The sequence below is a fragment of the Caballeronia sp. KNU42 genome, from assembly GCF_053760385.1.
In genome coordinates this window covers 2,246,529-2,269,918 of record NZ_CM132388.1, presented here as the reverse complement: position 1 = coordinate 2,269,918, position 23,390 = coordinate 2,246,529, and the positions used below count along the sequence as shown (strand labels likewise).

Genomic DNA, 23,390 nt, shown 5'->3' with positions numbered 1-23,390 from the left:
ATGCGCTGCCCCTTCTGCCGGCACGAGGACACGCAAGTGGCGGATTCGCGCGTGTCGGAAGACGGGGCGGCAATTCGCCGGCGGCGGCGTTGCCCCGCTTGCGACAAGCGTTTCACCACCTATGAACGCGTGGAACTCGCGTTGCCGTCGGTCGTAAAAAAGGATGGCAGCCGCACCGAGTTCGATCGCGCGAAGATTGTGGCGAGCATGCAACTGGCGCTGCGCAAGCGCCCGGTTGCGGCAGACGCCATTGACGCCGCCGTTGCGCGGATCGAATACCAGTTGCTTGGCAGCGGCGAACGGGAAGTTCGCAGCGACCGTCTGGGCGAACTCGTGATGAACGAGCTGCGCCAGTTGGACACCATTGCGTACGTGCGTTTTGCATCGGTCTACAAACGCTTTGAAGACGTGTCCGAATTCGAAGACGTGCTCGAGGAATTCCGCCGCGCCGCGCCGCGCAAATCCAGTCCTCGCAAACGCTGAGCGTTTCTGCATTTTCCTGTCCTCCCTCGCTTGAACCCGGTGATCGTTTCGATAGTATGTCGAAGCTTTCGTCCGTCCGATACTCGACCGATCGGCTAATGGCGGACATCGAAAAATCTCTTTAAATTGAATGTTGCTCAGTTCAATCGATAAGGGATGCAGATGAATTCAAGACGTTTATCAGGCTTCACGCTGGTCGAGCTCGCGGTTGTGCTTGCCGTTGTCGCTGTCGTTGCCACGTTCGCTACTCCGTCCGTTGTCGTCTGGCACAAGCGCGATCAAATCGATGCACGGGCGCGCACGATGATGTCCACCCTCACGCTGGCGCGCTCGGAAGCAATCCGGCGCGGCGCACGCGTGACCTTGTGCCGGATCGATGCCGCGCGCGCGTGTCTCGCGGCCAGCAAGGCCTGCGACGGCGGCTTGACGGACTGGTCATGCGGATGGGCGCTCTTCGCCGATCGAGGCGGCGCACACGTGCTGTTGAGAATGCAGCCGGCGGCGAGCGGCATTGCTATTGGCGGCACAGGAAGCGAGTTGTCGTTCACGCCGCCCTCGGGCCAGGTGATCGGCGGCTTTCGCAGCTTCGACTTCAGTGCGCGCGACAACGCGTTGGCGTCGCTTGGAGCGCGCGGGCGCCGCTGCATCCGGCTCGCGGCCGGCGGCCGACCCAGATTGACGCAAGGCGCGTGCGGAGCGGCGGCATGACACGTCCATTGCGTAAAGTTGGGCGCGGCGATTCGTTGATCGAAGTCCTGATCGCGATGTCGCTGACGGCTATTACGGCGCTCGGGATTATTGGCTCGCAAATGTGGCTGGCTCGCAACGAACGTTCGTTGATGGCGCGCGAGCTGGCTACGTCGATTGCGGATTCCGTTGCAGAGGGAATACGTCACGATACCGATCGTGATCCGGTCGTGACGCAATGGCGTACGCGAGCGGCGGCACTGTTGCCCGATGGCGATGTCGACGTGCTGGACCGTGGCGACGGTTTGCACATTGCAGTCGTGAAATGGCGTGCGCAGGCATCGAGCGACGGCGAAGCGGTGTGTGCGGAGCCGAGCGTGGGCGCAAAGCTCGCCTGCGTGAGCGTGGCGTTCGCACGATGAGCGCTTCCAGATATTTGCAGCGCGGCCATACGTTGCTCGAGCTATCAATCTCGGTGGCGCTCGGCTTGCTGATCGTTCTCGCGACTCTTTCGCTGTATCGCGGGCAGCGGTCTGCCTTTGACCATGCAACGGAAACAACGCGCCTGCGCGATGCAGCAAGCACCGCCCTCGACCTGATTGGCCAGCAAGTGCAGATGGCGGGTTTCGTTCCGGCCGGCACCGGCCAGGCAGGCAAGGCACCGCCGTTGTTCGGATGCTCCTCGGGCCGCCCAACCGGCAGCGACGCCGCTCCCGCGTGCGAGACACTCGCGAGCCGTTCGGACGGCATCGTTGTGCGCTATGCCGCCGATACGATCTCGACGTGGCCGTCGTCGTCCGGCTTGCCGACAGACTGTCTCGGGCAGATATCGGCGGGTGAGTGGATCGTTAACCGCTATTACGCGAAGGCGAGTTCGTCCACGGTCGAGCCGGAGTTGTATTGCGAAGGAAGCGGCAAGCCCGGCACCGGGCAGCCGCTCGTCGAGGGGATCGAACGGATCAAGTTCGGCTATTGGCTGAAAGATGCATCGCACTCGGTTGAGGCTGCGGCGATCTCGCAGGACCGCTGGCCGCTGGTGGCCGCCGTGGACGTGTGTTTGCTCGTGCGAGGAGACAGTCCGAGCGCGACGGCTCGTCCGCGTTACGCCGATTGCGACGGTGCGTCGGTCGTGTCCGCGGACGGACGCATCCGGCAAGTTTTCCGGCGTCGGATCGCACTGCGCAATGTAGCGAACTCACCGAACACTTCAGCAGCGGCATCGTCATGAACAAACGTATCCGCTCAGGTATCCCCTTACGTAGACGCTCACGCGGCATTGCGTTGCCGATCGTCCTGCTGATGTCGTCGATGCTACTGGTCACCGCCGCCGCATGGCTTGAGGCGGCGCTCGTCAGCGCGCGAGTAACCACTAATCTGGGTGAGCGCGTGCAGGCGTTTCACAGTGCCGACAGCGCGTTGATCCGCTGCGCCAGCATCGCGCTCGGCTCTCTGCCTGAGCTGAAAAGCCTCACCGGTCCGCTTGCCGCTGAACCGAACAAATGGCGGCTGAAGGCTTCGTTCGAAGGTGCATCGGCAACTGCTGTGATGCCGTTTGCATCGTGGCCATACGCGATACGACCGCCCCAATGCCTTATCGAAGCATGGCCGGCGCGCACCAACGATCAAGCCGGCGCTATTTTGATTACCGCCCGCGGTTTCGCACGAATAGCGGACAACGAGTCGTGGTTGCAGCAGGAGATTGAAATGGGGGAAAACGGCGTCGTGCGGCACTGGCGACGCATTGTCGCAAAGCCGTTTCAAGAGGGTTCACCATGATCAAGCCAGACCAGACAGACAAGGGTTTCACGCTGCTCGAACTGATGATCACGCTCGGCGTGGCGGCGATCATCGCAACATTCGCCATGCCGGTTTACCGGGAACAGGTGGCAAGAGGGCATCGGCTGGAAGCGGTGACCGCGCTTTATCGCGCCGCTCAATATGTGGAGAGCGCACGAACGGTGTCGAGCAATGACTCGGCTGCGAAGCTGCCCCTTGGCTACGATCAAGCGCCCGCGATAGGCACGGCGGTATACGTGTTACGCATGCTCGGCGAGTCGGAGCAGAACGGCGGGTATTCGATTGAAGCGCAGCCGGTGGACGCGAACGACGAGTGCGGGATCTATTCGCTGGATGCGACGGGCGTCAGGTCAAATCGGTCGGTTGAAAAACTCACGCCGCCCAAAGTGGCGGCGTGCTGGAGCGGCAAATGAGCGAATTGAGCCCACGCACCGTACGGTCCGGTTGCCCGGGCCTGGCGTGTCAGGCGTCCGGATCGACGGAAACATCAGGGGACGAGGACTTGTCCGGACTCGACTTGATCTGTTGCCACACGCGATACGCTTCCCATCCGACCAGGCCCAGACCGCCCCACTTGAGTATGGGCTTCGCGCTCGCCAGCAGCCGCGAGCGTACGGGTTTCGTGAGCACCAGCGAAGCAAGAGAGCTCACGACGGGATATTGCTTGAGCAACAGCCCCAGGCCACCCGCGCCACTGAACAGGCCGCTCAGTCCGCCAAGCCGGCTCATGAATCCGCTCGCTCCCCGGCCGCGTTTGCGGCGCCCCGGCATCAGCAAATTAAGGACACTGAAATGCGAGAACTTGTAACGCAGCTCGGCGCTGGCCTGCGCGAGTTCCATGCGCTCGACGTCCGCTCGCGCGATCAGCAGTTCCTTACGCAATGCCCGCATGTGGGGTGTGCTCAGCTTGTGCGCGGTCGCTCGCTTCTGAGCTTTGAAGGTGTCGTCGTTGTGACTCATGGCGTGGCGGGCTCTTGGAAAGTCGTCGATGAATACAGTTTTGTCGTACTACCGGGGCGTCGCCATGAGGTGAGCCCTTGGCGCACATCACTTGAACGTGTCGCGATCCTTCTTGAACTCGGCGATCGTGCTGTCGAACACGTTAGGGGCATTGATCAGGCCGGTGCGCGCGCGAAGGGCGCAAAACACGGCAACCAGCGCGTACGCGACCGTGATCCCCGCAAGGGATTGCCACCGGTACGTGTCCCAGAACGCGATGGCGACCAGCACGGTGAGCGTAATGAGCGCCATCATGGTGAGCATCATGGCGGCAAGACCGAGGAAGAGCACGCCGATCAGCCGCTCCTTTTCCTCAGCGAGATCGATGCCGATCAGTTCCAGGCGCGTTTCGAAAATGGCGAAAACGGAGCTGACAATGCGGCGCAACGCCCCTTGCGTATCGTGCTGAGATTGCCTTTCTGTCGTCATGGCTTGAGCGCGAGGAGCGCGTTATTTTTGGCGCGAAGATTTCCGGCCGGGGCGGCTACGCGCTCCGGCCGGTCTATTAATCTGGACGCCGGTCGGGAAAACTCCGGCGGTCCAAGGCCGTCACGGTTTTCACCATTCAGGTTAGCTCGGGATACGTCTCAAACAGCGGCACAAGCAAATGGACTAACCCGCGGCTAACCCGGGGCCCACCCGGCCTTCGGGATTGGTGAGGATTAGCGACGATTGATCAACAATCCAACGACCACGCCCAGACCTGCAGCAATCCCGATTGATGCCCACGGGCGTTCGTGAACGAAGTCATCGGTAGCACGAGCAGCTTTCTTGCCTTTTTCGATCACCACGACTTGCACGTCGGCGGCCTTCTCCTTCGCTTGTTTCAAGCGGGTCAGAGCGGTCTCGCGCAACTCGGATGCACGCTCGCCCGTGGCGCTTGCGGCCTGCTTCAACAGGTCTTCAGCGTCTGCGAGAACGGTTTTGATATCCGACATGAATCGCTCCTTATTGATTTCTGACATTGATGGCTCCACACAGGTGAGGCAACGCCAATCGTACCAAAGAAGCGCTCGCTAATTGGCGTCCATCCGGCCCCTGGATCAAACCATGCAGGTTTTGTTCCTGCTGTCACAAAGCTTGTCACGGGACAGTCGAAAAGGGAATCGCACCAGCGCGTAGGAGCCGGCCATCAATTGCACATCGCACACATTAGTGCATGGAAGGGCTGCACTCCGGCCTGCGAAAATTTCCGGCAAGCCCGAAAAATTACAAAAATGCATGACGATGTGACGGAAAGTTCGTTCGTTGTGCGGGGCTGGTCCCTTATGCTTTGACTTTTGCCGGGCCTGACGTGTCGGGACGACCCCGATCGGTCTGGCTGAGCCGGACGAAGTCGGGATCAAGCGCGGTACGAAGCGCGGTACGAAGCGCGGGCCGACTCCCGGGCCGAAACCCGCCGGACAAGGCCCAGATACCTGCAACCAACCTGTTACCAGACCTGCACCGTGTGACGAACAACACGGTGCTTTACATCGAGGAGAGACACATCATGAGCTTGCGTCTAGGCGACACAGCGCCCGATTTCGAACAGGATTCCAGCGTTGGCCGTATCAAGTTCCACGAATGGCTAGGCGACAGCTGGGGCGTGCTGTTTTCACATCCGGCGGATTTCACGCCGGTCTGCACCACCGAACTCGGCCTGACCGCGAAGCTCGCGGGCGAGTTCGAGAAACGCAATGTGAAGGCAATTGCGTTGTCGGTCGATAACGTGGAGTCGCACAAGGAGTGGATCAAGGACATCAACGAAACGCAGGCGGCGAGCGTCGGTTTTCCGATCCTGGCCGATGGCGACCGGAAGGTGTCCGAGCTCTACGACATGATTCATCCGAACGCGAATGCCACGTTGACCGTGCGCTCGCTTTTTGTCATCGATCCAAAGAAGAAGGTTCGCCTGACCATCACGTACCCGGCGAGCACGGGTCGCAACTTCGATGAAGTCCTGCGCGTGATCGACTCCCTGCAACTGACCGACAGCCATTCGGTCGCAACGCCGGGTAACTGGAAGCAGGGCGACGACGTGATCATCGTTCCGTCGCTGCAAGATCCGGAGGAGATCAAGCGCAGATTTCCGAAGGGCTACAAGGCCGTGCGCCCGTATCTGCGCTTCACGCCGCAGCCGGACAAGTAAACAGCCGTCGGAACCTGCCGCAAGTGGCAGGTAGAAATGCAAAAAGCCAACGCATGAACGCGTTGGCTTTTTTTGCTTTCCGGAAAACCCGGCAACCCGACGAGAGCGAAACTCAGAAAAACGCCTGAATCCCCGTCTGAGCGCGTCCGAGGATCAGCGCGTGGATGTCGTGCGTGCCTTCGTACGTGTTCACCACTTCCAGATTCACCAAATGGCGCGCCACGCCGAATTCGTCTGAAATGCCGTTGCCGCCGAGCATGTCACGCGCCAGTCGCGCGATATCCAGCGCCTTGCCGCACGAATTGCGCTTCATGATCGACGTGATCTCGACGGCCGCCGTGCCTTCGTCCTTCATGCGGCCCAGGCGCAAAACGCCTTGCAGTCCAAGCGTAATTTCCGTCTGCATGTCGGCGAGTTTCTTTTGAATCAACTGGTTGGCTGCGAGCGGCCGGCCGAACTGCTTGCGATCCAGCGTGTATTGCCGCGCCATGTGCCAGCACGCTTCGGCTGCACCGAGCGCGCCCCAGGCGATCCCGTAGCGCGCCGAATTCAGGCAGGTGAACGGGCCTTTGAGGCCGCTCACGTTCGGCATCAGGTTTTCTTCCGGCACGAAGACTTCGTCCATCACGATCTCGCCGGTAATCGATGCCCGCAAGCCAACCTTGCCGTGAATGGCCGGCGCGCTCAAGCCCTTCCAGCCTTTCTCCAGGATGAAACCGCGAATCAGGTCGCGGCCTTCCTCTTCCAGCTTTGCCCACACGACAAACACATCGGCGATGGGCGAATTCGAGATCCACATCTTCTGGCCGGAGATCGAAAACCCGCCGTCCACCTTTTTGGCGCGCGTTGTCATGCTGGCCGGGTCGGAACCGGCGTTCGGCTCGGTGAGTCCGAAACAGCCGATCCACTCGCCGGTCGCCAGCTTCGGCAGGTACTTTTGCTTTTGCGCTTCGGTGCCGAACGCGTTGATCGGCACCATGACGAGCGACGATTGCACCGACATCATCGACCGGTAGCCCGAATCCACGCGTTCAACTTCGCGAGCGATCAGGCCATAGCTGACGTAGTTGAGGCCGGGACCGCCGTACTCTTCGGGAATGGTGGGCCCGAGCAGACCGAGTTCGCCCATCTCACGGAAGATCGCGACGTCCGTGTGTTCGTTGCGGAACGCGTCGAGCACGCGCGGCTGCAACTTGTCCTGCGCGTACGCGTACGCAGCGTCGCGGATCATGCGTTCTTCGTCGCTGAGTTGCTGGTCGAGCAGCAACGGATCTTCCCAGCTAAAACGGGCGTCATCGGCCATGTTGTATCTCCTGTTTCCTCTGTTCCTGATTTTAAGACTTGACTGATGTTCCGCTAAGCGGAACAATGTTTTGCAAATCAGAACCGAGTCTAGCATCCGATGCCAATAACTTCCAACCGAAATTCCGAGCCGTCGAAGCCGTTCGACACTCCAGATTCATCAGAGGAGATAGATGAACGCAAGTTTGTCGTCGCGCTGGCGCGTGGCCTGGAGATGCTGCGAGCGTTTCGTCCGGGCGAGACCTTGCTGGGCAATCGTGATTTCGTCGATAGAACCGGCCTGCCCAAAGCTACCGTCAACCGTCTTGCCTACACGCTGACCACGCTGGGTTATCTCCGTTTTGACGAACCGGCCGGGAAATACGCGCTCGACACGGGCGTGTTGTCGCTGGGATTCGCGTTGCTCGCAGGCGCCGATGCGCTCGAACTCGCGCGTCCGCACATGCGGGTGCTCGCGCGGGAAATTGGGGCGGCGGTGTCGTTGGGATGCCGCGACGGGCTCGACATGATCTATCTGGAGACCATCCGCAGCGAGACGGCGCTGACGCTAGGCCTTGCTCCCGGCTCACGGCTGTCCATGCTGACCAGTTCGATGGGCCGCGCATATCTGGCGGTGCAGGAACCGGACCAGCGGGCGGCTTTGCTCGAAGAACTCGGCGCGGCGGCGGTGAAAAATGGCGAAGACAGCGCGCAACTGGTGAAGGCGGCGCAGGACGCGATCGACGATTACGCGCGCGATGGCTGCTGTTATTCGTTTCGTGACTGGCATGCAGATGTCAACGCGATCGCGGCGCCTTTACGCGATATCCGCAACGGGCGATGGCTGGTGCTGAGCAGCAGCGGCCCGGCATCATCAATGGATGAAGCGTATTTCCGCAATATTGTTGCGCCCAAGCTACGGACGCTGGCGGCGCGACTGGCGTGAAAGAACGCTGATTGAGCCCGGATAAAGCCGCTTAATAGTGAAATCGGGCCGAAATCGGTCAAAAAGTGATTTAGAAATAACATCCCAAAAACACGGCTCTTAGAACATAATTCGATGAAACAGCCGCAGGGAGACTAAAAAATGACCGGGTTCTCGCTGGACGCAACGGATTGCCGTATTTTGTCGGTGCTGCAAGAAGATGGTCGCATCAGCAACCTTGATCTGGCAGAGCGGATTTCGCTATCGCCGTCAGCGTGTCTGCGCCGTATGCGGCTGCTCGAGGAAGAAGGGGTGATAGCGAGCTATCGCGCGTGCCTGGACCGGGAACGGCTAGGCGTGGAGCTGGAGGCGTTCGTCCATGTTTCCATGCGCAACGACCAGGAAAACTGGCACGAGAAATTCGCGGCCGCCGTGCGGGAATGGCCGGAGGTGGTGGGCGCGTTCGTGGTCACCGGCGACACCCATTACGTGCTGCGCGTGCTTGCATACAATCTCAAGCACTACTCGGACTTCATCCTGAGCAAGCTTTACAAAGCGCCGGGTGTGATCGATATCCGCTCGAACATCGTGCTTCAGACCATGAAGGACGAAGCGGGCGTACCGGTCGCCCTGATCGACCGGACCGGTAGCGTGTCTTAATCCCAAGCTCGTGACAAGCCGGACAAGCCGGTCACAGCGATCCAAGTCCATGAAACTGCCCCGCCTGAAACACCAGCGGGGCAATTTCCGCTGCATTCTCGTGCACGCCGCATCGCTCCACCTGACCCACGAAGATCACGTGATCGCCTTCCTGATAACGGCTGCGGTTGTGGCACTCGAACCACGCGAGCGCGCCGTCGAGCACCGGCATGCCCGTGTCTCCCGCGGCATGTGACACGCCGGCAAAACGGTCCCCCTTGACCGTCGCGAAGCGTTTGCAAAGATCGACTTGCGTCGATGCAAGCACGTTGATCACGTAGTGACTATTGGCCTGGAATACGGGCATCGACGCGGATTTGGTCGCGAGGCTCCACAACACGAGCGGCGGATCGAGCGAAACAGAGTTGAACGAACTGGCGGTAATGCCGATCAACTGGCCGGACTCGGCGCGCGTGGTGATGACGGTGACGCCGGTGGCAAACTGGCTAAGGGCGTCGCGGAATGAGCTGGCGTTGAAATTCGGTGGATTAGCGCGTTTCATCGGGATGGGTTCAGGTTCGACGGTATCGGCGAAATCCAGGCGGCATAAATGAGCGATACAAGAAGCCGGATGAAGTTTTCGAAGTCATCGGAAGATAGGCGATTGTTACGATTCTATCGGAATCGGCTCGTTCGACTCAGTGCGAAAGGCCGTACTGGCAACGCGGACAACCGAAAACCAGTAAGCTGGAAGGGTTGATTCACAAGCTTCCGCACGCATTTGGTTGGTCAAGCGAAACACGAACCAGGAGCCAGCATGACGCAACATGACGAGCAGGCAAAGCGCGAAACCGCCACCATTGGCGGTGGGTGCTTTTGGTGTACCGAAGCGGTTTTTTTAGGCGTTGAAGGCGTGTTGTCGGTGGAATCGGGTTATGCCGGCGGCCAGAAGAAAGACCCAACGTACGAGCAGGTCTGCGACGGCACGACCGGGCACGCTGAAGTCATCAAGGTGGAATTCGATCCAGCCGTGATCGCGTATCGCAACGTGCTGGAGATTTTCTTTGCGACCCACGATCCGACGCAGCTCAACCGGCAAGGCAACGACGTTGGCACGCAGTACCGGTCGTCGATCTTCACGCACTCCGACGAACAGCGGAAGATCGCGCTGGAAGTGATCGATGAATTGCAGAAAGAAGGTGTCTTCGACGGCAAGATCGTCACCGAAGTTACGCCGCTGAACGGCAATTATTTTCCGGCCGAGGCCTATCACCAGAACTACTTCGAGCAGCATCCGAACCAGGGATATTGCGCGTTCGTGGTCGCGCCAAAGGTGGCGAAGTTCAGGCAGAAGTTTGCGCATCGGCTGAAACGCTGAGCGTTTGAATAGCACTTAAGGCAAGACGGGCTTCAAGAAATCGAAGCCCGTTTTTTATTCCCGCGGCATCCCCGCCGCCAGGTACTGCGCGATCTTGAAACACGTGAGCGGCGCCGAACCCTCCGCCTTGTTGTTCACCGCGATCACCACCGGCTGCCCCGCAAGCGCGTAGCGCAGGGCGAGTTCGGCGAGTGCTTCGTGCGTATCCGGATCTTCATCGACGAGTTTATCGAACGGCTCGTACTTCGCTTTCGCCTGCTCGTATTTGAAGCCGCCGTGCAGACTCCAGCGCACGATCAGCGGCCCGAGTCCACCTTCATCCAATAGCGCGAGCGCCTTGGCCTGCCGCCGGGGATCGGGCATGCGTGCATGAATGCCGATGCAATATCGCACCTTCGCGTCACGCAGCACGCGGATAAACCGCGGCGTCAGCATGATGGCGTCACGCAATTCCACCGCGTAGCAACTGTCGCCCGGCAGCGGCGGCAATGCGTTGAGAAACTCGGACAGGCGCTCGAGGAACGCGCTTGGATCGACGATCAGCGCGTCCGGCAACGGCGGAATCTGGAACACGAGCGCGCCGGCTTTTTCACCCAGGCCGGCCATGCACGGCTGGACGAATTCATCGATGGCGATTTCCGCGTTCAGGAACGCGGGGTTATCGCCGGCGGGTGCGCCTTTATCGCCGCGGACGGTGGCATCGGTGACGGACGCCGGCGCTTTCACGATGAAGCGGAAATGGGCCGGCACCTGGTTCGCGTAGCGCGCATAGTCCGCCACCGATAACGGCCCGTAGAACGAACGGTCTATCGATACACAGCGCAGCAACGGATGCGCGCCGAGCGCGTTGAGGCCATCGCGGGAAAGCTTCGCGGACGAATAGTCGTCGCCATAAACGATGTCGCGCCAGCCGGGAAACGACCATGTAGACGGGCCGATGTGAACGGTGCCGGGAAGGCGAAGAGCTAACGCGTGATGGTCGGGCGCGGCGAGCGCGGGCAAGACGCCGCCGCGTGATCTTGCTTTTGTGTGAGAAGGACTCTTCTCTGTTGCCGATTCTTCCACCGCCCCGAACAGGTCGACTTGCAGCGCGGATTGTGCGTGCGGCTCTACGCCCGCATCCGGTTCATCACCGGATGCGGGTTCATCGGAAGCGGGTAAGTCGGGCGTTGAACTCAGAGCGGTTTATCGTAGATATACCGGCGCGACCACGGCAGCGTTTTCGCGCTTCGACCGGCCTTGCGGCAGATAATTTGATAAATGGACACGTCGTCGTTCTCGAAAGCGTACGCACAACCCGCCAGATACACGCGCCAGATGCGGAATTTTTCATCGTCGACGAGCGCCTTCGCCTGATCCGCCTTCGCCTCGAAATTTTCCGCCCAGAGGTCGAGCGTGCGCGCGTAATGACGGCGCAAGCTTTCGACGTCGACGGCTTCGAGGCCGCCTTCCTGCAGCGCCTGGAGCGCAAGCCCGATGTGCGGCAGCTCGCCGTCCGGGAACACATACCGGTCGATGAACTCGCCGCCACCCAACGCCGTCTCGCCGCTGTTGAAGTCCGTCGACGTGATGCCGTGGTTCATGGCAATGCCGTCGTCGACCAGCAGTTCGCGCACCTTGGTGAAGTAAACGGGCAGGTTCTTGCGGCCGACGTGCTCGAACATGCCGACGCTGGTGATCCGGTCGAACTGGCCTTGTATGTCGCGATAATCCTGCAGGCGGATCTCGATCTGGTCTTCGAGTCCGGCGTCTTTCACGCGTTTCGTGGCGAGATCGAACTGGTTCTGCGAGAGCGTGACGCCCACGCATTTCGCGCCGAATTTCTGCGCGGCGCGCAAGACGAGCGCACCCCAGCCGCAGCCGATGTCGAGCAGGCGCTGGCCCGGTTGCAACTGGATCTTCGTGAGGATGTGGTCGATCTTCTTGATCTGCGCGGTCGGGAGGTCTTCATCGCCGTTCTCGAAATACGCGCAGGAGTAGACCATGTTCTTGTCGAGCCACAGCTCGTAGAACTCGTTCGATACATCGTAGTGGTACTGAATGGCTTTCTTGTCCGACGCCTTCGAATGAGTGAAGTAGCGTCGCACGCGCGCCAGCTTGCTCGCGCTCGTGACGGTGTTCTTGGCCAGCCCGTAGCTGATATTGATGATGTCCGACAGCTTGCCCTCGATGTCAATCTTGCCCTTCACATAGGCTTCGCCGAGGTTGTCGAGACTCGGTTCGAGCAGATAGGGCAGGGCGGTCGCGCTCTTCACATGCAGCGTAACCTGCGGCGCCGCGAAACTCCCGAAGTCATGTTGCTGTCCATCCCACAGTACCAGCCGGGCGGGCAGGTTCGCCCGGTCCCGAATGTCCTGCACCCACTGCGTCAGCTTTTTCTCCCAAAACATGCTCGTTCTCCGCGCTCAGATGAAAATGAAGCTAAACCGGGTCGATTGCACTGCACGTTTTCAACATTGTTCGCGATGCCTTGTCTTTTGCCCTCAGTCTGTTGCCCTTCACCTCCCGGACACGCCGCAACGAGACGCGTTTTTGACGCGGGTCCAGTCAATGCGGGCTCACGAGGAACCCGGCGAAGGTCGAACTCTTGCTAAGGCTAAGGCGATAAGCGGACGATTTGCCATTGCTGGCCATCACCGCCAAGCGTATGTGCAGCACGTTTATAGACGACACGGTCATGCAACCGTGACGGTCGGCCCTGCCAGAATTCGATGGTGTCGGGAACGAGCCGGTAGCCGCCCCAATGTGGCGGACGCGGCGGGTTGTCACCGTATTTTGCAATCAATTCGCGCTCGCGGGTTTCAAGCACCGCGCGGCTTTCGATCACTTCACTCTGCTCCGACGCCCACGCGCCTATTCGCGATCCAAGCGGGCGCGACGCGAAATACGCATCGCTCTCTTGCGGACTTGTCTTGACGACGGAGCCCTCGATACGCACCTGGCGTTCGAGTTCGATCCAGTAAAACAGCAGGCTCGCGGCGGGATTGCTCGCGAGTTCATGACCCTTGCGGCTGAGGTAATTCGTGAAGAAGACGAAACCCCGGTCGTCGACGCCCTTGATCAGCACGATGCGGGCTGAAGGGCGTCCATGCTCGTCGACGGTCGCGAGCGTCATGGTATTGGGTTCGGGTAATTGTGCGTCGAGCGCCTGCGCAAACCACGTTTCGAATTGTCGAATCGGGTTCGGATCCACGTCGGATGTTTCCAACGATCCGACGGAATAATTCTTTCTGAGATCAGCGAGGGTCGTCATTTTTTATGCAAACGCTTCAATCGCATTAGTATAGCCAAGGTCTTCAAATTCTGCGCTTTACCGCCAATGTCCCTTTGATCTTCAATGATTTAGATCATGTTCCCGGGCGACAGAATTTGATGCAATCCGGCAATTATTTTCATTTCGCTTTCAAAAACTGGCCGATGATTTCTTACGTCCAATCTTCGATAAGGCAGAATACGCAATTCAGCGAATTCCTGCTGATCTCTGGTTCTATCGTTGCGATAGGGCGTCAGTGCGCACCGGTTCCGCGAGGCACTGCCGTCATGCCTGCTTGCCTTGTTTTTGCTTGTTTTGCCGACCCGCTGCCAACCTGATCATGACCGCTTTTCCTGGCTCCGCCGACGCTTTAAATATTACCTCCGCCACGCCGGAGTTTGAAGCCGCCGACCGCGCCCGGCGCTTTGGCGGCGTGGCTCGCTTGTATGGTCCGGCCGGGCTCGCGGCGTTCGAGCGCGCGCATGTGGCGGTGATCGGGATTGGCGGCGTGGGCTCGTGGACGGTCGAAGCGCTGGCGCGCAATGCGATCGGTCGCCTGACGCTGATCGATCTCGACAACGTGGCCGAAAGCAATACGAACCGCCAGGTGCACGCGCTGGACGGCAACTACGGCAAGGCCAAGGTGAGCGCAATGGCCGAGCGTATTCACCTGATCGACCCGGCGTGCCGGGTGGAGCAGGTCGAGGATTTCATCGAGCCCGCCAACTTCGATTCTGTGCTGGGCGGCGGTTTCGATTTCGTGATCGATGCAATCGACAGCGTGCGTACGAAAACCGCGCTAATTGCGTGGTGTGTCGCGCACGAACAGCCGCTGATCACGGTTGGGGGCGCTGGTGGACAGCTCGATCCGACGCGGATTCGTATCGACGATCTGGCGCTCACGATCCAGGACCCGCTGCTTTCGAAAGTGCGCGGACAGCTGCGCAAATTGCACGGCTTTCCGCGTGGGCCAAAAGCGAAGTTCAAGGTGAGTGCGGTCTATTCCGACGAGCCGTTGATCTACCCCGAAGCGACTTTAGCGAGCGCTGATGAGGCGGCCGGCACGGAAGAAACGGTGCCCGCCGCCATGGGACCGGTTGGACTGAACTGCGCTGGATTCGGATCGAGCGTCTGCGTGACAGCCAGCTTCGGATTCGCCGCCGCCGCTTATGTTTTGAGAGACATTGCAAAACGCGGTTGAACATTGAGCGTGAATCAAAAAAAATAGCCGCTTTCAACGCGGCCATTTTTCAAAACGCCTTCTCGCAAATATATCGATTTAAACTATTTGAAAGGTTTTGGCTTCGGGCATTAATGCGTCAGTTAATTGCCGCGCTTAATTTGCGGCGCCATTGCGAAACCACTTCCGGCTGATGCGCGGCCAGGCCGAACACCGACAGCATGGTTTTGCGCCCCACGTCGTCCATGAACGCGCGGTCGCGCGTCACGATCGCGAACAAATGCTCGAGCGCGCCGTTGTAATCGCGGCCGGCTATCAAGCGGTTGGCCAGCGCAAAACGGGCTTCCAGATCGTCCGGATTGGCGTTCACGGCGTCGATCAACGCGTCGGCGGGTGGAAGGCTGGCCGCGGCATCGGCGGCGTCCAGCTCGGTTTTTAGCGCGTTGTAGCGCGCATCGATCCCCTGCGTGGTTTTCGGTGACAGCAGCTTCTCTTCATCGCGCGCTTCGTCCGTACGGCCGGCTGCGAGCAGCCACTCGATCAGGTCCAGCCGCGCGTCGTCATAACCGGGGTCAAGTGCCAGCGTCGCCTTGATATGGTCAATGGCGAGATCGGTGTCGCCTGCCGCGTACGCCGCGTGCGCGGCCGCTCGCTCGGCTTCCGCGCCGTCCGGCACCAGCTTGTCGATGAATTCACGCAACTGACCTTCCGGCAGCACGCCGATGAACTGATCTACGGCATGGCCGTCGGCGAACGCGACCACGTGCGGAATGCTGCGCACCTGAAAGTGCTGCGCCAGCTCAGGACTTTCATCGACATTCACCTTCACCAGCTTCCACTTGCCCGCGCCTTCCGCTTCCAGCCGCTCGAGCATCGGGCCGAGCGTCTTGCATGGACCGCACCACGGCGCCCAGAAATCGACGAGCACCGGCGCAAGCGTGGACGCGGCGATCACGTCCTGTTCAAACGTGGCGAGTGTTGTATCCATGGTGTTCCTCCAGAAACGCGTAAACGATGTCTCAATATCTTGGGGCAAGCCGGCCGAGTTCAACCGGCTGCATGCCTGATTCAGCGGCAGGCTTGGGCCCCAAGCCCTGAGGCTCATGACGCTCATGAGCCTCTTAAGCCCTATAGACCTCAGGCTTCCGACGGATTGGCTGGGCGGCGAGGCGGCGGCAGCGGAATAAACTCGGTTTCGCCGGGGACCTGCCCGATCCGCTGTTCACTCCACGCAAGTTTTGCGGCTTCGATTTTTTCCCTCGAACTCGAGACGAAATTCCACTCGATGAAGCGCGGGCCGTCCAGCGGCGCGCCGCCGAGCAGCATCGCGATAGCGCCCTGCGTGCTGCGCAGATCGGCGGCAAACCCGGGCTTCAGCACCGCCATCTGGCCAGCGGGCAGCACGTCGCCGTCAATGGAGAGGTCACCTTCCAGCAGGTAGACCCCGCGTTCCTCATGTTCGGTATCGAGCGTCACCGCGCTGTTCGCCGAAAATTGTGCCGCGACATAGAGCGTGGGGGAGAACGTGGTGGTCGGCGCCGTTTCACCGAAAGCGCTGCCGGCGATCACCCGCAACGTCACGCCATTGCGTTCGACTTGCGGCAGCGTTGCGGCCGGATGATGCTCGAACGACGGTGCGCAATCCTCTTCAGCGACAGGCAACGCGACCCACGTCTGGACGCCGTGCATGTTTTGCCCGGCGGCGCGTTCCTCGTCGGGCGTGCGTTCCGAATGCACGATGCCACCGCCAGCCGTCATCCAGTTCACGTCGCCGGGCGAGATCTTCTGGACTGAACCGACGCTGTCGCGATGCATGATCGCTCCCTCGAACAGATACGTGACAGTCGCGAGGCCTATGTGCGGATGGGGGCGCACGTCCAGCCCCACCCCGGGCACAAGCGTTGCAGGGCCGATATGGTCGAAGAAAATGAACGGTCCGATAGTGCGGGTAGCCAGCGCGGGCAGTACCCGACGCACCATGAGGTTGCCGACGTCGTGCTGATGCGGCTTGAGAAACGCTTGGATTGTGGAAGACATGGGGACGTCCGGATTGCGTACTCGGAAATGCAATTCTACTGGGCGCCGTGTGTAAGCACGCAAGCGGTATCCGAGCGATAGGCCATTCGGCCGATCGTTCAAACCGGATCATGGCGACGCTGACGAGCTTGGCGACCGTGTGATCCGCGCAACTTTCGATGGCCGTCCCGATGGACCTTTTCGATGGATTTTTCCGCCTAGCCTAGACAGGAGTTTCACAATGACTAAGACCACGCTTTTAATCGCCGTTGCCGCCGGACTTTTCGCCACTGCCGGCGCCTATGCCCAAACATCGAACGGCAATTCGTCGAACGCGGCGTCCATGCCCACCGCATCGCCGATGCAAAGCGCCGATATGTCCAACGGCGCCTCCGCGCCGATGAAAAAGCATCACAAGATGCGCAAGCCGTCGTCGACGGGCCAGTCGGCCAACCCGAGCAAGACGCCCGCCGTAGAAACGGGCGCCAGTGCCGCGACAGAGAATGGTCAAAGCAAGTAGGTCCGGGCGCCGCGGGCGTTTCGAGAGGTACTGTTTCAAAGAAGCAAAGAAAAAGCGCTTACTCCCTTAGCGGCGCGAGCGCTTTTTTCTATGGCATGTGACGCAAGATCGCCTTATCCGAATGGGCTATGGCGTGAGTTTGTACAACCAATTTGCAAAATCGTCCGCTAAAGTGTCTCAATGCGTTCGCCTGCACCAGTCTTAGTCCGCTAGCAGGCCAGCGCTAACGAACCTGTCCGTTTACGTCATGCGGCTCTTGGCGAGCGGCGGGTTGGCCGCAAAATACCGTTTGATGCCCTTCATGATCGCGGTAGCCATCTGGTCGCGGTAAGCGTCGTCGTTCAGGCGCTGCTCCTCTTCGGGGTTGCTGATAAACGCGGTTTCCACCAGGATCGATGGAATATCCGGTGCTTTCAGCACCGCGAAACCGGCTTGTTCCACCGAGCCCTTGTGCAGCTTGTTGATGTCGCCAATCTCGTTCAACACGAAATTGCCATAGCGCATGGAGTCGCGAATCTGCGCGGTGGTGGACATGTCGAACAACGCCCGGTTGACGCTCGCGTCCTGCGTCGTCACGTTGATCCCGCCAATGGAGTCCGAGGAGTTTTCCTTGTTCGCCATCCAGCGCGCCGCCGCACTCGAAGCACCGTGATCGGAGAGTGCGAACACCGACGAACCCCGCGCCGAGGGCGTGGTGAACGCATCGGCGTGAATGGAAACGAACAGGTCCGCGCCCACGCGGCGCGCCTTCTGCACACGCACGTTGAGAGGCACGAAGAAGTCGGCGTCGCGTGTCATCATTGCGCGCATGTTCGGCTGCGCATCGATCTTCGCGCGCAGCTTCTTCGCGACATCGAGGGCAATGTGCTTCTCGTACGTTCCGCCGCTGCCGATCGCGCCCGGATCTTCGCCGCCGTGGCCCGGGTCGATCGCGACGGTCAGCAGGCGCGTCGTCCCGGACTTGTTGCTCTTCGGGTTGGCGAAGCCGTAGTCGTCGGTCGTGCTGCCGGACGAGTCGTCCTGGTTCGCCAACGCCGTAGGCGGCGCCGGCTTGACTGTGGGACGAGGCTTCGGGATGGCTGCAATAGGCGGAACGGGCGTAGGCGTTGACGGCGCGCGCGGCAGATCGGACTGCGCGTACTTCTGGAAAAATTCGTCCGTGTTGTCCGGCACATTCGCTTTCGGCGGCGTGGCGGGGCCGCTCAGCGTGGCGGGCGGCGGGGCCGAATTCGGGTTGGTCTGATCGAAGGTTTGTTGCTTGTGCTCGGACTGGGCGAGCAAATCCATCAGCGGGTCGGGAGCAACGGCCGGATACAGATCGAACACCAGCCGATACTTGTAGCTGCCAATCGGCGTCAGCGTGAACACTTGCGGCTTCACGGACCCCTTCAGGTCGAACACCATGCGCACCACGTGCGGCTGATATTGCCCGATGCGCACCGACTGGATCTGCGGATCGTTCGGCGTGATTTTCGAGACCAGATCCTTCAGTTCCTGATCGAGGTCGAGTCCATTCAGGTCGACCACGAGCCGGTCCGGCCCCTGCAGCAGTTGCTGGGTGTTTTGCAGCGGCTGATCGGACTCGATCGTGACGCGCGTGTAGTCGCGGGCGGGCCATACGCGCACGCCGAGCACCGAACTCGCGTACGCGAGCTTCGGTCCGAGCAGCGCGAGCGCGATGGTCGAAGCGCCCGCGCGCAGCACCTGGCGCCGCCGCCAGTTATGCGAGGCCGTGGCGGTCGATTCGATCGAATGAAACGGCTTGATCAACAGCTTTCGAGACATGACTTTCCTGTTTCGCTAAACGCGCGCGCTATCAGCACGCGGCCTTCGCCTTCCTGTTCCAGCGTGAATTCGAGATCCGGCACACCCAGCAGACCGCCCGCGCGTTGCGGCCATTCGACCAGGCAGATCGCGCCTGCATCGAAGTATTCGCGAAAGCCGGCATCGGCCCATTCGGCTGGATCGGCGAAGCGGTAAAGATCGAAGTGATAAAGCTCGAGCGGACCCGTTTCCGTAGCAAGCGAATAGGGTTCGACAAGCGTGTAAGTGGGACTGCGAACCCGGCCCGCATGACCGAGCGCGCGCAGCGTCGCGCGCACTAACGTGGTCTTCCCCGCGCCCAGGTCGCCGATCAACTGGACCTGCAAACCGGGAAAACGTTCGTTTGGGGTGCCCGAATAGTTGAGGCGAACCTGCAGGATCGCTTGCGCGAAGCGGCCACCGAAGGCAAGCGTCGCGTCTTCGTCGGGCAGGTCGAAGCGGCGTTCGAGCAGCGCGGCGGGAGGGTTTGAAAACGATCGAGTGAGGCTGTCGGGCATTCTCGTAAAATGTCGTGATGAACCGTTTGCCGGAACACCCTGTGGAACGCGAGAGCGCGTCAGACGACGCCGTCGCGGACCCGCGCCACTTCAGACTTGACGACGAAGCCGCGCTGGCTGAACTCGCGCTACGCATCAAGGCGTGGGGGCGCGAGCTGGGGTTCGCTGCGGTCGGCGTCAGCGACGCCGACTTGACGGAAGCCGAGGAAGGCCTGGCTTCATGGCTCGAAGCAGGCTATCACGGCGAGATGGATTATATGGCCAAACATGGGATGAAACGCGCAAGGCCAGCCGAGCTTGTGGCCGGCACGCGACGTGTTATTACAGTCCGAATGGCCTATTTGCCGGCATCGACGCTCCACGGCAAGGCGCGCGAAAGTGTCGAGACAGCCGACGGTCAGGCAATCGACTGGCGCGCGGCGGAATGGGCTCGGATAGGCGATCCTGCTGCGGCTGTGGTGTCGGTCTACGCTCGCGGACGCGATTATCACAAGGTCATGCGCAGCCGTTTGCAGCAGTTGGCCGAGCGCATAGAAGCCGAGATTGGCGCGTACGGGTATCGCGTATTTACGGATTCCGCGCCCGTTCTGGAGGTCGAGCTGGCGCAAAAGGCGGGTAACGGCTGGCGTGGAAAACACACGCTGTTGCTGGAAAGCGATGCCGGGTCGCTATTTTTTATCGGTGAAATTCTGGTGGATATTGCGTTGCCGCCCGACGCTTTGACTCAACCCGATCAGGCGCCCGAACACGACGGCGCGCATTGCGGAAGCTGTACACGGTGTATCGATGTTTGCCCGACCGGGGCAATCGTAGCGCCGTATCGTGTGGATGCGCGCCGCTGCATTTCGTACCTGACCATCGAGTTGAAGGGCAGCATTCCCGAAGATATGCGGCCGCTGATCGGCAATCGGGTTTATGGTTGCGACGATTGCCAGCTCGTGTGCCCGTGGAACAAGTTCGCGCAGGCCGCGCCGGTCACGGATTTCGATGTACGCCACGGGCTCGATCGCGCGTCGCTCGTGATGCTGTTCGGCTGGAGCGCCCATGATTTCGATGAACGCATGCAGGGCAGCGCGATTCGCCGTATCGGACATGAGCAATGGTTGCGTAATATTGCGGTGGCGATGGGCAACGCGTTGCGCTCGACGGCATTGGGCGCCGATGAGCGCTCGGCAATCCGCGATGCATTGAACGCCCGGGCCGCCGATACTTCAGAGCAGGTCCGCGAGCACGTTGAATGGGCGCTGCGCCAGGAAGCATGACCGGACGTATGACCGCACGCTTACAGGAAAAATCAATGGAAGTGACCGAGGCAGAACGCGCGCCGGAACTCATGTCGAGCAGCGCATCGATCGATCTTTTTTGCGACGCGCTCTGGCTCGAACATGGTCTCGCCAAGAACTCGCTCGAAGCTTACCGGCGCGATTTGCGCTTGTTCTCCGAGTGGTTATCGAAGACGCGCGGCGGCACTGTCGATACCGCCACCGAAGCCGACATGAACGGCTATCTTGCCGCCCGCCGTGCGGACAAGGCGACGTCCGCGAACCGCCGGCTATCGGTCTTCAGGCGCTACTACGCGTGGGCGTTGCGAGAGCATCGAGCGCCCGCCGATCCTACGCTTAAGCTGCGTTCGGCCAAACAGCCGGCGCGCTTTCCCAAGACCTTGAACGAAGCCCAGGTCGAGGCGTTGCTGAACGCGCCCGATGTGGAAAGCGCGCTCGGGCTTCGCGACCGGACCATGCTCGAGCTGATGTACGCGAGCGGCCTGCGCGTGACTGAACTCGTCACGTTGAAGACCGTGGAAGTGGGCTTGAACGAAGGCGTGGTGCGCGTGATGGGCAAGGGCTCGAAGGAGCGTCTTATCCCGTTCGGCGCGGTTGCGCACGACTGGATCGAGCGATATCTGCGCGAATCGCGGCCGGTCTTGCTTGGCGCCCGCGCGGCCGATGCGCTGTTCGTCACCACGCGCGGCGAAGGCATGACGCGCCAGCAGTTCTGGAACATCATCAAGCGCCACGCGCTCACCGCCGACGTGCGCGCGCCGCTCTCACCGCACACCTTGCGGCATGCGTTCGCCACGCACTTGCTGAATCACGGCGCCGATTTGCGCGTGGTGCAAATGCTGCTCGGCCATACCGATATCACCACGACGCAGATCTACACCCACGTCGCACGTGAGCGGCTGAAGACGCTGCATCACGACCACCATCCGCGCGGGTGAAGATACCTGGTTCAAAGCTGCTCCCTGAGCTTGTGTTTCAACAGCTTCCCCGTCGATGCCGCCGGCAGCGCCGCCAGCACGCGGATCTCGGCGGGGCGCTTGTAGGGCGCGAGACGGTCCGCACACCACTGGACGATATCGTCGGGCAGCGCATGTACAGACGGCAGCAATTCGACGAACGCAATCACTTCCTCGTTGCCCTCGACTGCGCGCCCGATCACCGCCGATTGCAGCACATCGGGATGTGAATTCAGCACGTTCTCAACTTCAGCCGGATACACATTGAAGCCCGAACGGATAATCAGCTCCTTGCTGCGCCCGACGATGTACAGCGCGCCATCCGGGTCCTGACGCGCGAGGTCGCCGGTTCGGAGCCAGCCATCTTCCGTGACCGTCGCCCGTGTCTGCGCTTCATTGCGGTAGTACCCGAGCATCACGTTCGGACCGCGCACCCATAGTTCACCGACTTCGCCCGGCGCCACATCCACGCCATCCAGCGCCACGAACCGCAGTTCGATACCCGGTATAGGGTCGCCTGCCGAGCAGTCATCGCGCGGCGCGTCGAGCATGGTCTGCGATATGGTCGGGCTGCTTTCCGTCATGCCATAACCGTTGTGCAGCGGCACCTTGTACATGCCTTCGACGCGCGCTTTCAGCGCGGCATCGAGCGCAGACCCGCCGGAATACGCGAAACGCAATGCGGGGGCGCGCCACGGCGTACCGCTTGTCTGCACATGTTCGACGAGCTTCGCGTGCATGGCCGGTACGCCCTGGAAGATCGACACGTTTTCTTCGGCCAACGCCCTTCGCACGGTATCGGGGGCGAAGCGTGGGGCAAGCCGGAGCGTTGCCCCTGCGTACAGGCTGCCGAGACAGACCGACGCAAGCCCATAGATATGCGTAATCGGCAGCACGGCATACACCACGTCTTCGGGCGTCACGCGTCGCAATGTGCTGGACATGGCCGCGATAAACAACACGTTGCGATGCGACAGCATCACGCCCTTCGGCGCGCCGGTCGTGCCCGTGGTGTAGATCAGCGCGGCGCATTGACGGGCCGGATCGGTCTCAACCGGCTCGGGTGACGCGGTTTCATCGACGATAAAACGCCATGCGCCCACGTTTGTTGCCGCTGCCGCTGCCGCTGCCGCTTCAGCAGCATTCAACCGGTCTGCATGATTCGCAGCATCCCTCGATGCATCGACCGTGAACGCCACCACCCGCGGTTTCGCATGAGCGCGGATTGCGTCGATTTCGCTTGCCGAAAGCCGGGCGTTCGTGAGCACACACCACGCGTCGAGTTTCGCCACGGCGAACATCAGCACGACTTGCGCCACGCAATTCTCGCTCACGATCATCACGCGATCACCACCTCGCACGCCGGCTTGCGTCAGCTGGAGGACGGTGTTGTTGATCGCTTCCACGAGCTCCGCCGCGTTCAGGCGCCGCTCATCTTCGATCAACACAACGTGCTGCGGATCGCGGGCGGCGAGGCGCGCGGGGATATCGGAAATGCGCGTGGGCAATGCGGCGAGCAAGGCGGTGACATCAACGTCCAT

General features: G+C 60.8%; 27 protein-coding genes. 14 read left to right on the top strand and 13 right to left on the bottom strand.

Annotated features, from left to right (window positions below; genetic code table 11):
• From nrdR to ACSOSP_RS10035, 6 genes are all read left to right on the top strand, one after another.
• A complete protein-coding gene (nrdR, locus tag ACSOSP_RS10060; protein WP_047845188.1) occupies positions 1-483 on the top strand; it encodes a transcriptional regulator NrdR in 483 nt (160 codons plus the stop codon).
• Between the two features lie 156 nt (positions 484-639).
• The gene (locus ACSOSP_RS10055) at positions 640-1,191 is read left to right on the top strand and encodes a GspH/FimT family pseudopilin (RefSeq protein ID WP_455306176.1); all 552 of its coding nucleotides are present in this window, start codon (positions 640-642) and stop codon (positions 1,189-1,191) included.
• Positions 1,188-1,592 (top strand): type IV pilus modification PilV family protein, encoded by a 405-nt coding sequence (locus ACSOSP_RS10050; protein WP_455306174.1) that lies wholly within the window; start codon positions 1,188-1,190, stop codon positions 1,590-1,592. Before ACSOSP_RS10055 ends, ACSOSP_RS10050 begins: the two co-directional genes overlap by 4 nt.
• Positions 1,589-2,398: a PilW family protein gene (locus ACSOSP_RS10045; RefSeq protein ID WP_455306172.1), complete on the top strand. Its 810-nt coding sequence runs from the start codon at positions 1,589-1,591 to the stop codon at positions 2,396-2,398. Before ACSOSP_RS10050 ends, ACSOSP_RS10045 begins: the two co-directional genes overlap by 4 nt.
• A complete protein-coding gene (locus ACSOSP_RS10040; protein ID WP_455306170.1) occupies positions 2,395-2,946 on the top strand; it encodes a pilus assembly PilX family protein in 552 nt (183 codons plus the stop codon). The genes ACSOSP_RS10045 and ACSOSP_RS10040 overlap by 4 nt, the downstream gene beginning before the upstream one ends.
• On the top strand, positions 2,943-3,380 hold the full coding sequence (locus ACSOSP_RS10035) for a type IV pilin protein (RefSeq protein ID WP_455306168.1): 438 nt from the start codon (positions 2,943-2,945) through the stop codon (positions 3,378-3,380). The genes ACSOSP_RS10040 and ACSOSP_RS10035 overlap by 4 nt, the downstream gene beginning before the upstream one ends.
• Positions 3,381-3,429: 49 nt before the next feature.
• On the opposite strand, the gene ACSOSP_RS10030 is transcribed toward ACSOSP_RS10035, so the two are convergent.
• From ACSOSP_RS10030 to ACSOSP_RS10020, 3 genes are all read right to left on the bottom strand, one after another.
• On the bottom strand, positions 3,430-3,927 hold the full coding sequence (locus ACSOSP_RS10030) for a DUF3318 domain-containing protein (protein WP_455306166.1): 498 nt from the start codon (positions 3,925-3,927) through the stop codon (positions 3,430-3,432).
• An 87-nt stretch (positions 3,928-4,014) separates the two neighbouring features.
• Entirely contained in the window at positions 4,015-4,395 is a 381-nt protein-coding gene (locus ACSOSP_RS10025) for a phage holin family protein (RefSeq protein ID WP_455306164.1), read from the bottom strand.
• A gap of 233 nt (positions 4,396-4,628) precedes the next feature.
• Entirely contained in the window at positions 4,629-4,931 is a 303-nt protein-coding gene (locus tag ACSOSP_RS10020) for a DUF883 family protein (protein ID WP_031361359.1), read from the bottom strand.
• Between the two features lie 527 nt (positions 4,932-5,458).
• On the opposite strand from ACSOSP_RS10020, the gene ACSOSP_RS10015 reads away from it, so the two are divergent.
• Positions 5,459-6,097 carry a peroxiredoxin gene (locus ACSOSP_RS10015; RefSeq protein WP_455306162.1) on the top strand — a complete coding sequence of 213 codons (639 nt, stop codon included), beginning with the start codon at positions 5,459-5,461 and terminating at the stop codon, positions 6,095-6,097.
• A 112-nt stretch (positions 6,098-6,209) separates the two neighbouring features.
• Here ACSOSP_RS10015 and ACSOSP_RS10010 read toward each other — a convergent pair whose 3' ends face one another.
• Complete coding sequence (locus ACSOSP_RS10010; RefSeq protein WP_031361361.1) at positions 6,210-7,400, bottom strand: acyl-CoA dehydrogenase; 1,191 nt, start codon at positions 7,398-7,400, stop codon at positions 6,210-6,212.
• Between the two features lie 99 nt (positions 7,401-7,499).
• On the opposite strand from ACSOSP_RS10010, the gene ACSOSP_RS10005 reads away from it, so the two are divergent.
• Entirely contained in the window at positions 7,500-8,324 is an 825-nt protein-coding gene (locus tag ACSOSP_RS10005) for an IclR family transcriptional regulator (RefSeq protein ID WP_455306160.1), read from the top strand.
• Between the two features lie 141 nt (positions 8,325-8,465).
• On the top strand, positions 8,466-8,963 hold the full coding sequence (locus tag ACSOSP_RS10000; RefSeq protein ID WP_031361363.1) for an Lrp/AsnC family transcriptional regulator: 498 nt from the start codon (positions 8,466-8,468) through the stop codon (positions 8,961-8,963).
• Between the two features lie 31 nt (positions 8,964-8,994).
• On the opposite strand, the gene ACSOSP_RS09995 is transcribed toward ACSOSP_RS10000, so the two are convergent.
• The gene (locus tag ACSOSP_RS09995; protein ID WP_455306157.1) at positions 8,995-9,504 is read right to left on the bottom strand and encodes a flavin reductase family protein; all 510 of its coding nucleotides are present in this window, start codon (positions 9,502-9,504) and stop codon (positions 8,995-8,997) included.
• Positions 9,505-9,759: 255 nt separating this feature from the next.
• On the opposite strand from ACSOSP_RS09995, the gene msrA reads away from it, so the two are divergent.
• Positions 9,760-10,320, top strand: a complete 561-nt coding sequence (gene msrA / locus ACSOSP_RS09990; protein ID WP_455306155.1) for a peptide-methionine (S)-S-oxide reductase MsrA — start codon at positions 9,760-9,762, stop codon at positions 10,318-10,320.
• A gap of 54 nt (positions 10,321-10,374) precedes the next feature.
• On the opposite strand, the gene ACSOSP_RS09985 is transcribed toward msrA, so the two are convergent.
• The 3 genes from ACSOSP_RS09985 to pdxH form a co-directional block, all read right to left on the bottom strand.
• On the bottom strand, positions 10,375-11,499 hold the full coding sequence (locus ACSOSP_RS09985; protein ID WP_455310913.1) for a DUF72 domain-containing protein: 1,125 nt from the start codon (positions 11,497-11,499) through the stop codon (positions 10,375-10,377).
• Entirely contained in the window at positions 11,496-12,710 is a 1,215-nt protein-coding gene (locus ACSOSP_RS09980; RefSeq protein ID WP_455306153.1) for a class I SAM-dependent methyltransferase, read from the bottom strand. The genes ACSOSP_RS09985 and ACSOSP_RS09980 overlap by 4 nt, the downstream gene beginning before the upstream one ends.
• 206 nt (positions 12,711-12,916) lie before the next feature.
• Entirely contained in the window at positions 12,917-13,573 is a 657-nt protein-coding gene (gene pdxH, locus ACSOSP_RS09975; RefSeq protein WP_455306151.1) for a pyridoxamine 5'-phosphate oxidase, read from the bottom strand.
• A gap of 340 nt (positions 13,574-13,913) precedes the next feature.
• Here pdxH and ACSOSP_RS09970 point away from each other — a divergent pair, with 340 nt between their 5' ends.
• The gene (locus tag ACSOSP_RS09970; protein WP_455306149.1) at positions 13,914-14,774 is read left to right on the top strand and encodes a tRNA threonylcarbamoyladenosine dehydratase; all 861 of its coding nucleotides are present in this window, start codon (positions 13,914-13,916) and stop codon (positions 14,772-14,774) included.
• Positions 14,775-14,892: 118 nt separating this feature from the next.
• On the opposite strand, the gene trxA is transcribed toward ACSOSP_RS09970, so the two are convergent.
• Both trxA and ACSOSP_RS09960 read right to left on the bottom strand, forming a co-directional pair.
• Positions 14,893-15,741 carry a thioredoxin gene (gene trxA / locus ACSOSP_RS09965; protein ID WP_455306147.1) on the bottom strand — a complete coding sequence of 283 codons (849 nt, stop codon included), beginning with the start codon at positions 15,739-15,741 and terminating at the stop codon, positions 14,893-14,895.
• 149 nt (positions 15,742-15,890) lie between these two features.
• Complete coding sequence (locus ACSOSP_RS09960; RefSeq protein ID WP_455306145.1) at positions 15,891-16,790, bottom strand: pirin family protein; 900 nt, start codon at positions 16,788-16,790, stop codon at positions 15,891-15,893.
• A gap of 220 nt (positions 16,791-17,010) precedes the next feature.
• Between ACSOSP_RS09960 and ACSOSP_RS09955 the strand changes: the two genes are divergently transcribed.
• Positions 17,011-17,289 (top strand): hypothetical protein, encoded by a 279-nt coding sequence (locus tag ACSOSP_RS09955; protein ID WP_455306143.1) that lies wholly within the window; start codon positions 17,011-17,013, stop codon positions 17,287-17,289.
• Between the two features lie 240 nt (positions 17,290-17,529).
• On the opposite strand, the gene ACSOSP_RS09950 is transcribed toward ACSOSP_RS09955, so the two are convergent.
• Positions 17,530-19,074 (bottom strand): N-acetylmuramoyl-L-alanine amidase, encoded by a 1,545-nt coding sequence (locus ACSOSP_RS09950; RefSeq protein WP_455306141.1) that lies wholly within the window; start codon positions 19,072-19,074, stop codon positions 17,530-17,532.
• Positions 19,056-19,610, bottom strand: coding sequence for a tRNA (adenosine(37)-N6)-threonylcarbamoyltransferase complex ATPase subunit type 1 TsaE (gene tsaE / locus ACSOSP_RS09945; RefSeq protein ID WP_455306139.1), 555 nt, complete (start codon positions 19,608-19,610; stop codon positions 19,056-19,058). The genes ACSOSP_RS09950 and tsaE overlap by 19 nt, the downstream gene beginning before the upstream one ends.
• A 17-nt stretch (positions 19,611-19,627) precedes the next feature.
• On the opposite strand from tsaE, the gene queG reads away from it, so the two are divergent.
• Together queG and xerD are read left to right on the top strand one after the other, a co-directional pair.
• Positions 19,628-20,872, top strand: a complete 1,245-nt coding sequence (gene queG / locus ACSOSP_RS09940; RefSeq protein ID WP_455306137.1) for a tRNA epoxyqueuosine(34) reductase QueG — start codon at positions 19,628-19,630, stop codon at positions 20,870-20,872.
• A 35-nt stretch (positions 20,873-20,907) separates the two neighbouring features.
• On the top strand, positions 20,908-21,831 hold the full coding sequence (xerD, locus tag ACSOSP_RS09935; protein WP_455306135.1) for a site-specific tyrosine recombinase XerD: 924 nt from the start codon (positions 20,908-20,910) through the stop codon (positions 21,829-21,831).
• An 11-nt stretch (positions 21,832-21,842) separates the two neighbouring features.
• Here xerD and ACSOSP_RS09930 read toward each other — a convergent pair whose 3' ends face one another.
• On the bottom strand, positions 21,843-23,390 hold the full coding sequence (locus ACSOSP_RS09930; RefSeq protein WP_455306134.1) for a class I adenylate-forming enzyme family protein: 1,548 nt from the start codon (positions 23,388-23,390) through the stop codon (positions 21,843-21,845).

Bases quoted from the DNA above. Each gene is read 5' to 3' on its own strand.
- ACSOSP_RS10010 (WP_031361361.1), bottom strand. From the start codon at position 7,400: ATGGCCGATGACGCCCGTTTTAGCTGGGAAGATCCGTTGCTGCTCGAC.
- ACSOSP_RS09995 (WP_455306157.1), bottom strand. From the start codon at position 9,504: ATGAAACGCGCTAATCCACCGAATTTCAACGCCAGCTCATTCCGCGAC.
- ACSOSP_RS10005 (WP_455306160.1), top strand. From the start codon at position 7,500: ATGCCAATAACTTCCAACCGAAATTCCGAGCCGTCGAAGCCGTTCGAC.
- ACSOSP_RS10025 (WP_455306164.1), bottom strand. From the start codon at position 4,395: ATGACGACAGAAAGGCAATCTCAGCACGATACGCAAGGGGCGTTGCGC.
- ACSOSP_RS10015 (WP_455306162.1), top strand. From the start codon at position 5,459: ATGAGCTTGCGTCTAGGCGACACAGCGCCCGATTTCGAACAGGATTCC.
- xerD (WP_455306135.1), top strand. From the start codon at position 20,908: ATGGAAGTGACCGAGGCAGAACGCGCGCCGGAACTCATGTCGAGCAGC.
- ACSOSP_RS10035 (WP_455306168.1), top strand. From the start codon at position 2,943: ATGATCAAGCCAGACCAGACAGACAAGGGTTTCACGCTGCTCGAACTG.
- queG (WP_455306137.1), top strand. From the start codon at position 19,628: ATGAACCGTTTGCCGGAACACCCTGTGGAACGCGAGAGCGCGTCAGAC.
- pdxH (WP_455306151.1), bottom strand. From the start codon at position 13,573: ATGACGACCCTCGCTGATCTCAGAAAGAATTATTCCGTCGGATCGTTG.
- msrA (WP_455306155.1), top strand. From the start codon at position 9,760: ATGACGCAACATGACGAGCAGGCAAAGCGCGAAACCGCCACCATTGGC.
- nrdR (WP_047845188.1), top strand. From the start codon at position 1: ATGCGCTGCCCCTTCTGCCGGCACGAGGACACGCAAGTGGCGGATTCG.
- ACSOSP_RS09955 (WP_455306143.1), top strand. From the start codon at position 17,011: ATGACTAAGACCACGCTTTTAATCGCCGTTGCCGCCGGACTTTTCGCC.
- ACSOSP_RS09930 (WP_455306134.1), bottom strand. From the start codon at position 23,390: ATGGACGTTGATGTCACCGCCTTGCTCGCCGCATTGCCCACGCGCATT.
- ACSOSP_RS10040 (WP_455306170.1), top strand. From the start codon at position 2,395: ATGAACAAACGTATCCGCTCAGGTATCCCCTTACGTAGACGCTCACGC.
- ACSOSP_RS10055 (WP_455306176.1), top strand. From the start codon at position 640: ATGCAGATGAATTCAAGACGTTTATCAGGCTTCACGCTGGTCGAGCTC.
- ACSOSP_RS09960 (WP_455306145.1), bottom strand. From the start codon at position 16,790: ATGTCTTCCACAATCCAAGCGTTTCTCAAGCCGCATCAGCACGACGTC.
- tsaE (WP_455306139.1), bottom strand. From the start codon at position 19,610: ATGCCCGACAGCCTCACTCGATCGTTTTCAAACCCTCCCGCCGCGCTG.
- ACSOSP_RS10045 (WP_455306172.1), top strand. From the start codon at position 1,589: ATGAGCGCTTCCAGATATTTGCAGCGCGGCCATACGTTGCTCGAGCTA.
- ACSOSP_RS09980 (WP_455306153.1), bottom strand. From the start codon at position 12,710: ATGTTTTGGGAGAAAAAGCTGACGCAGTGGGTGCAGGACATTCGGGAC.
- trxA (WP_455306147.1), bottom strand. From the start codon at position 15,741: ATGGATACAACACTCGCCACGTTTGAACAGGACGTGATCGCCGCGTCC.
- ACSOSP_RS10030 (WP_455306166.1), bottom strand. From the start codon at position 3,927: ATGAGTCACAACGACGACACCTTCAAAGCTCAGAAGCGAGCGACCGCG.
- ACSOSP_RS10020 (WP_031361359.1), bottom strand. From the start codon at position 4,931: ATGTCAGAAATCAATAAGGAGCGATTCATGTCGGATATCAAAACCGTT.
- ACSOSP_RS09970 (WP_455306149.1), top strand. From the start codon at position 13,914: ATGACCGCTTTTCCTGGCTCCGCCGACGCTTTAAATATTACCTCCGCC.
- ACSOSP_RS10050 (WP_455306174.1), top strand. From the start codon at position 1,188: ATGACACGTCCATTGCGTAAAGTTGGGCGCGGCGATTCGTTGATCGAA.
- ACSOSP_RS10000 (WP_031361363.1), top strand. From the start codon at position 8,466: ATGACCGGGTTCTCGCTGGACGCAACGGATTGCCGTATTTTGTCGGTG.
- ACSOSP_RS09950 (WP_455306141.1), bottom strand. From the start codon at position 19,074: ATGTCTCGAAAGCTGTTGATCAAGCCGTTTCATTCGATCGAATCGACC.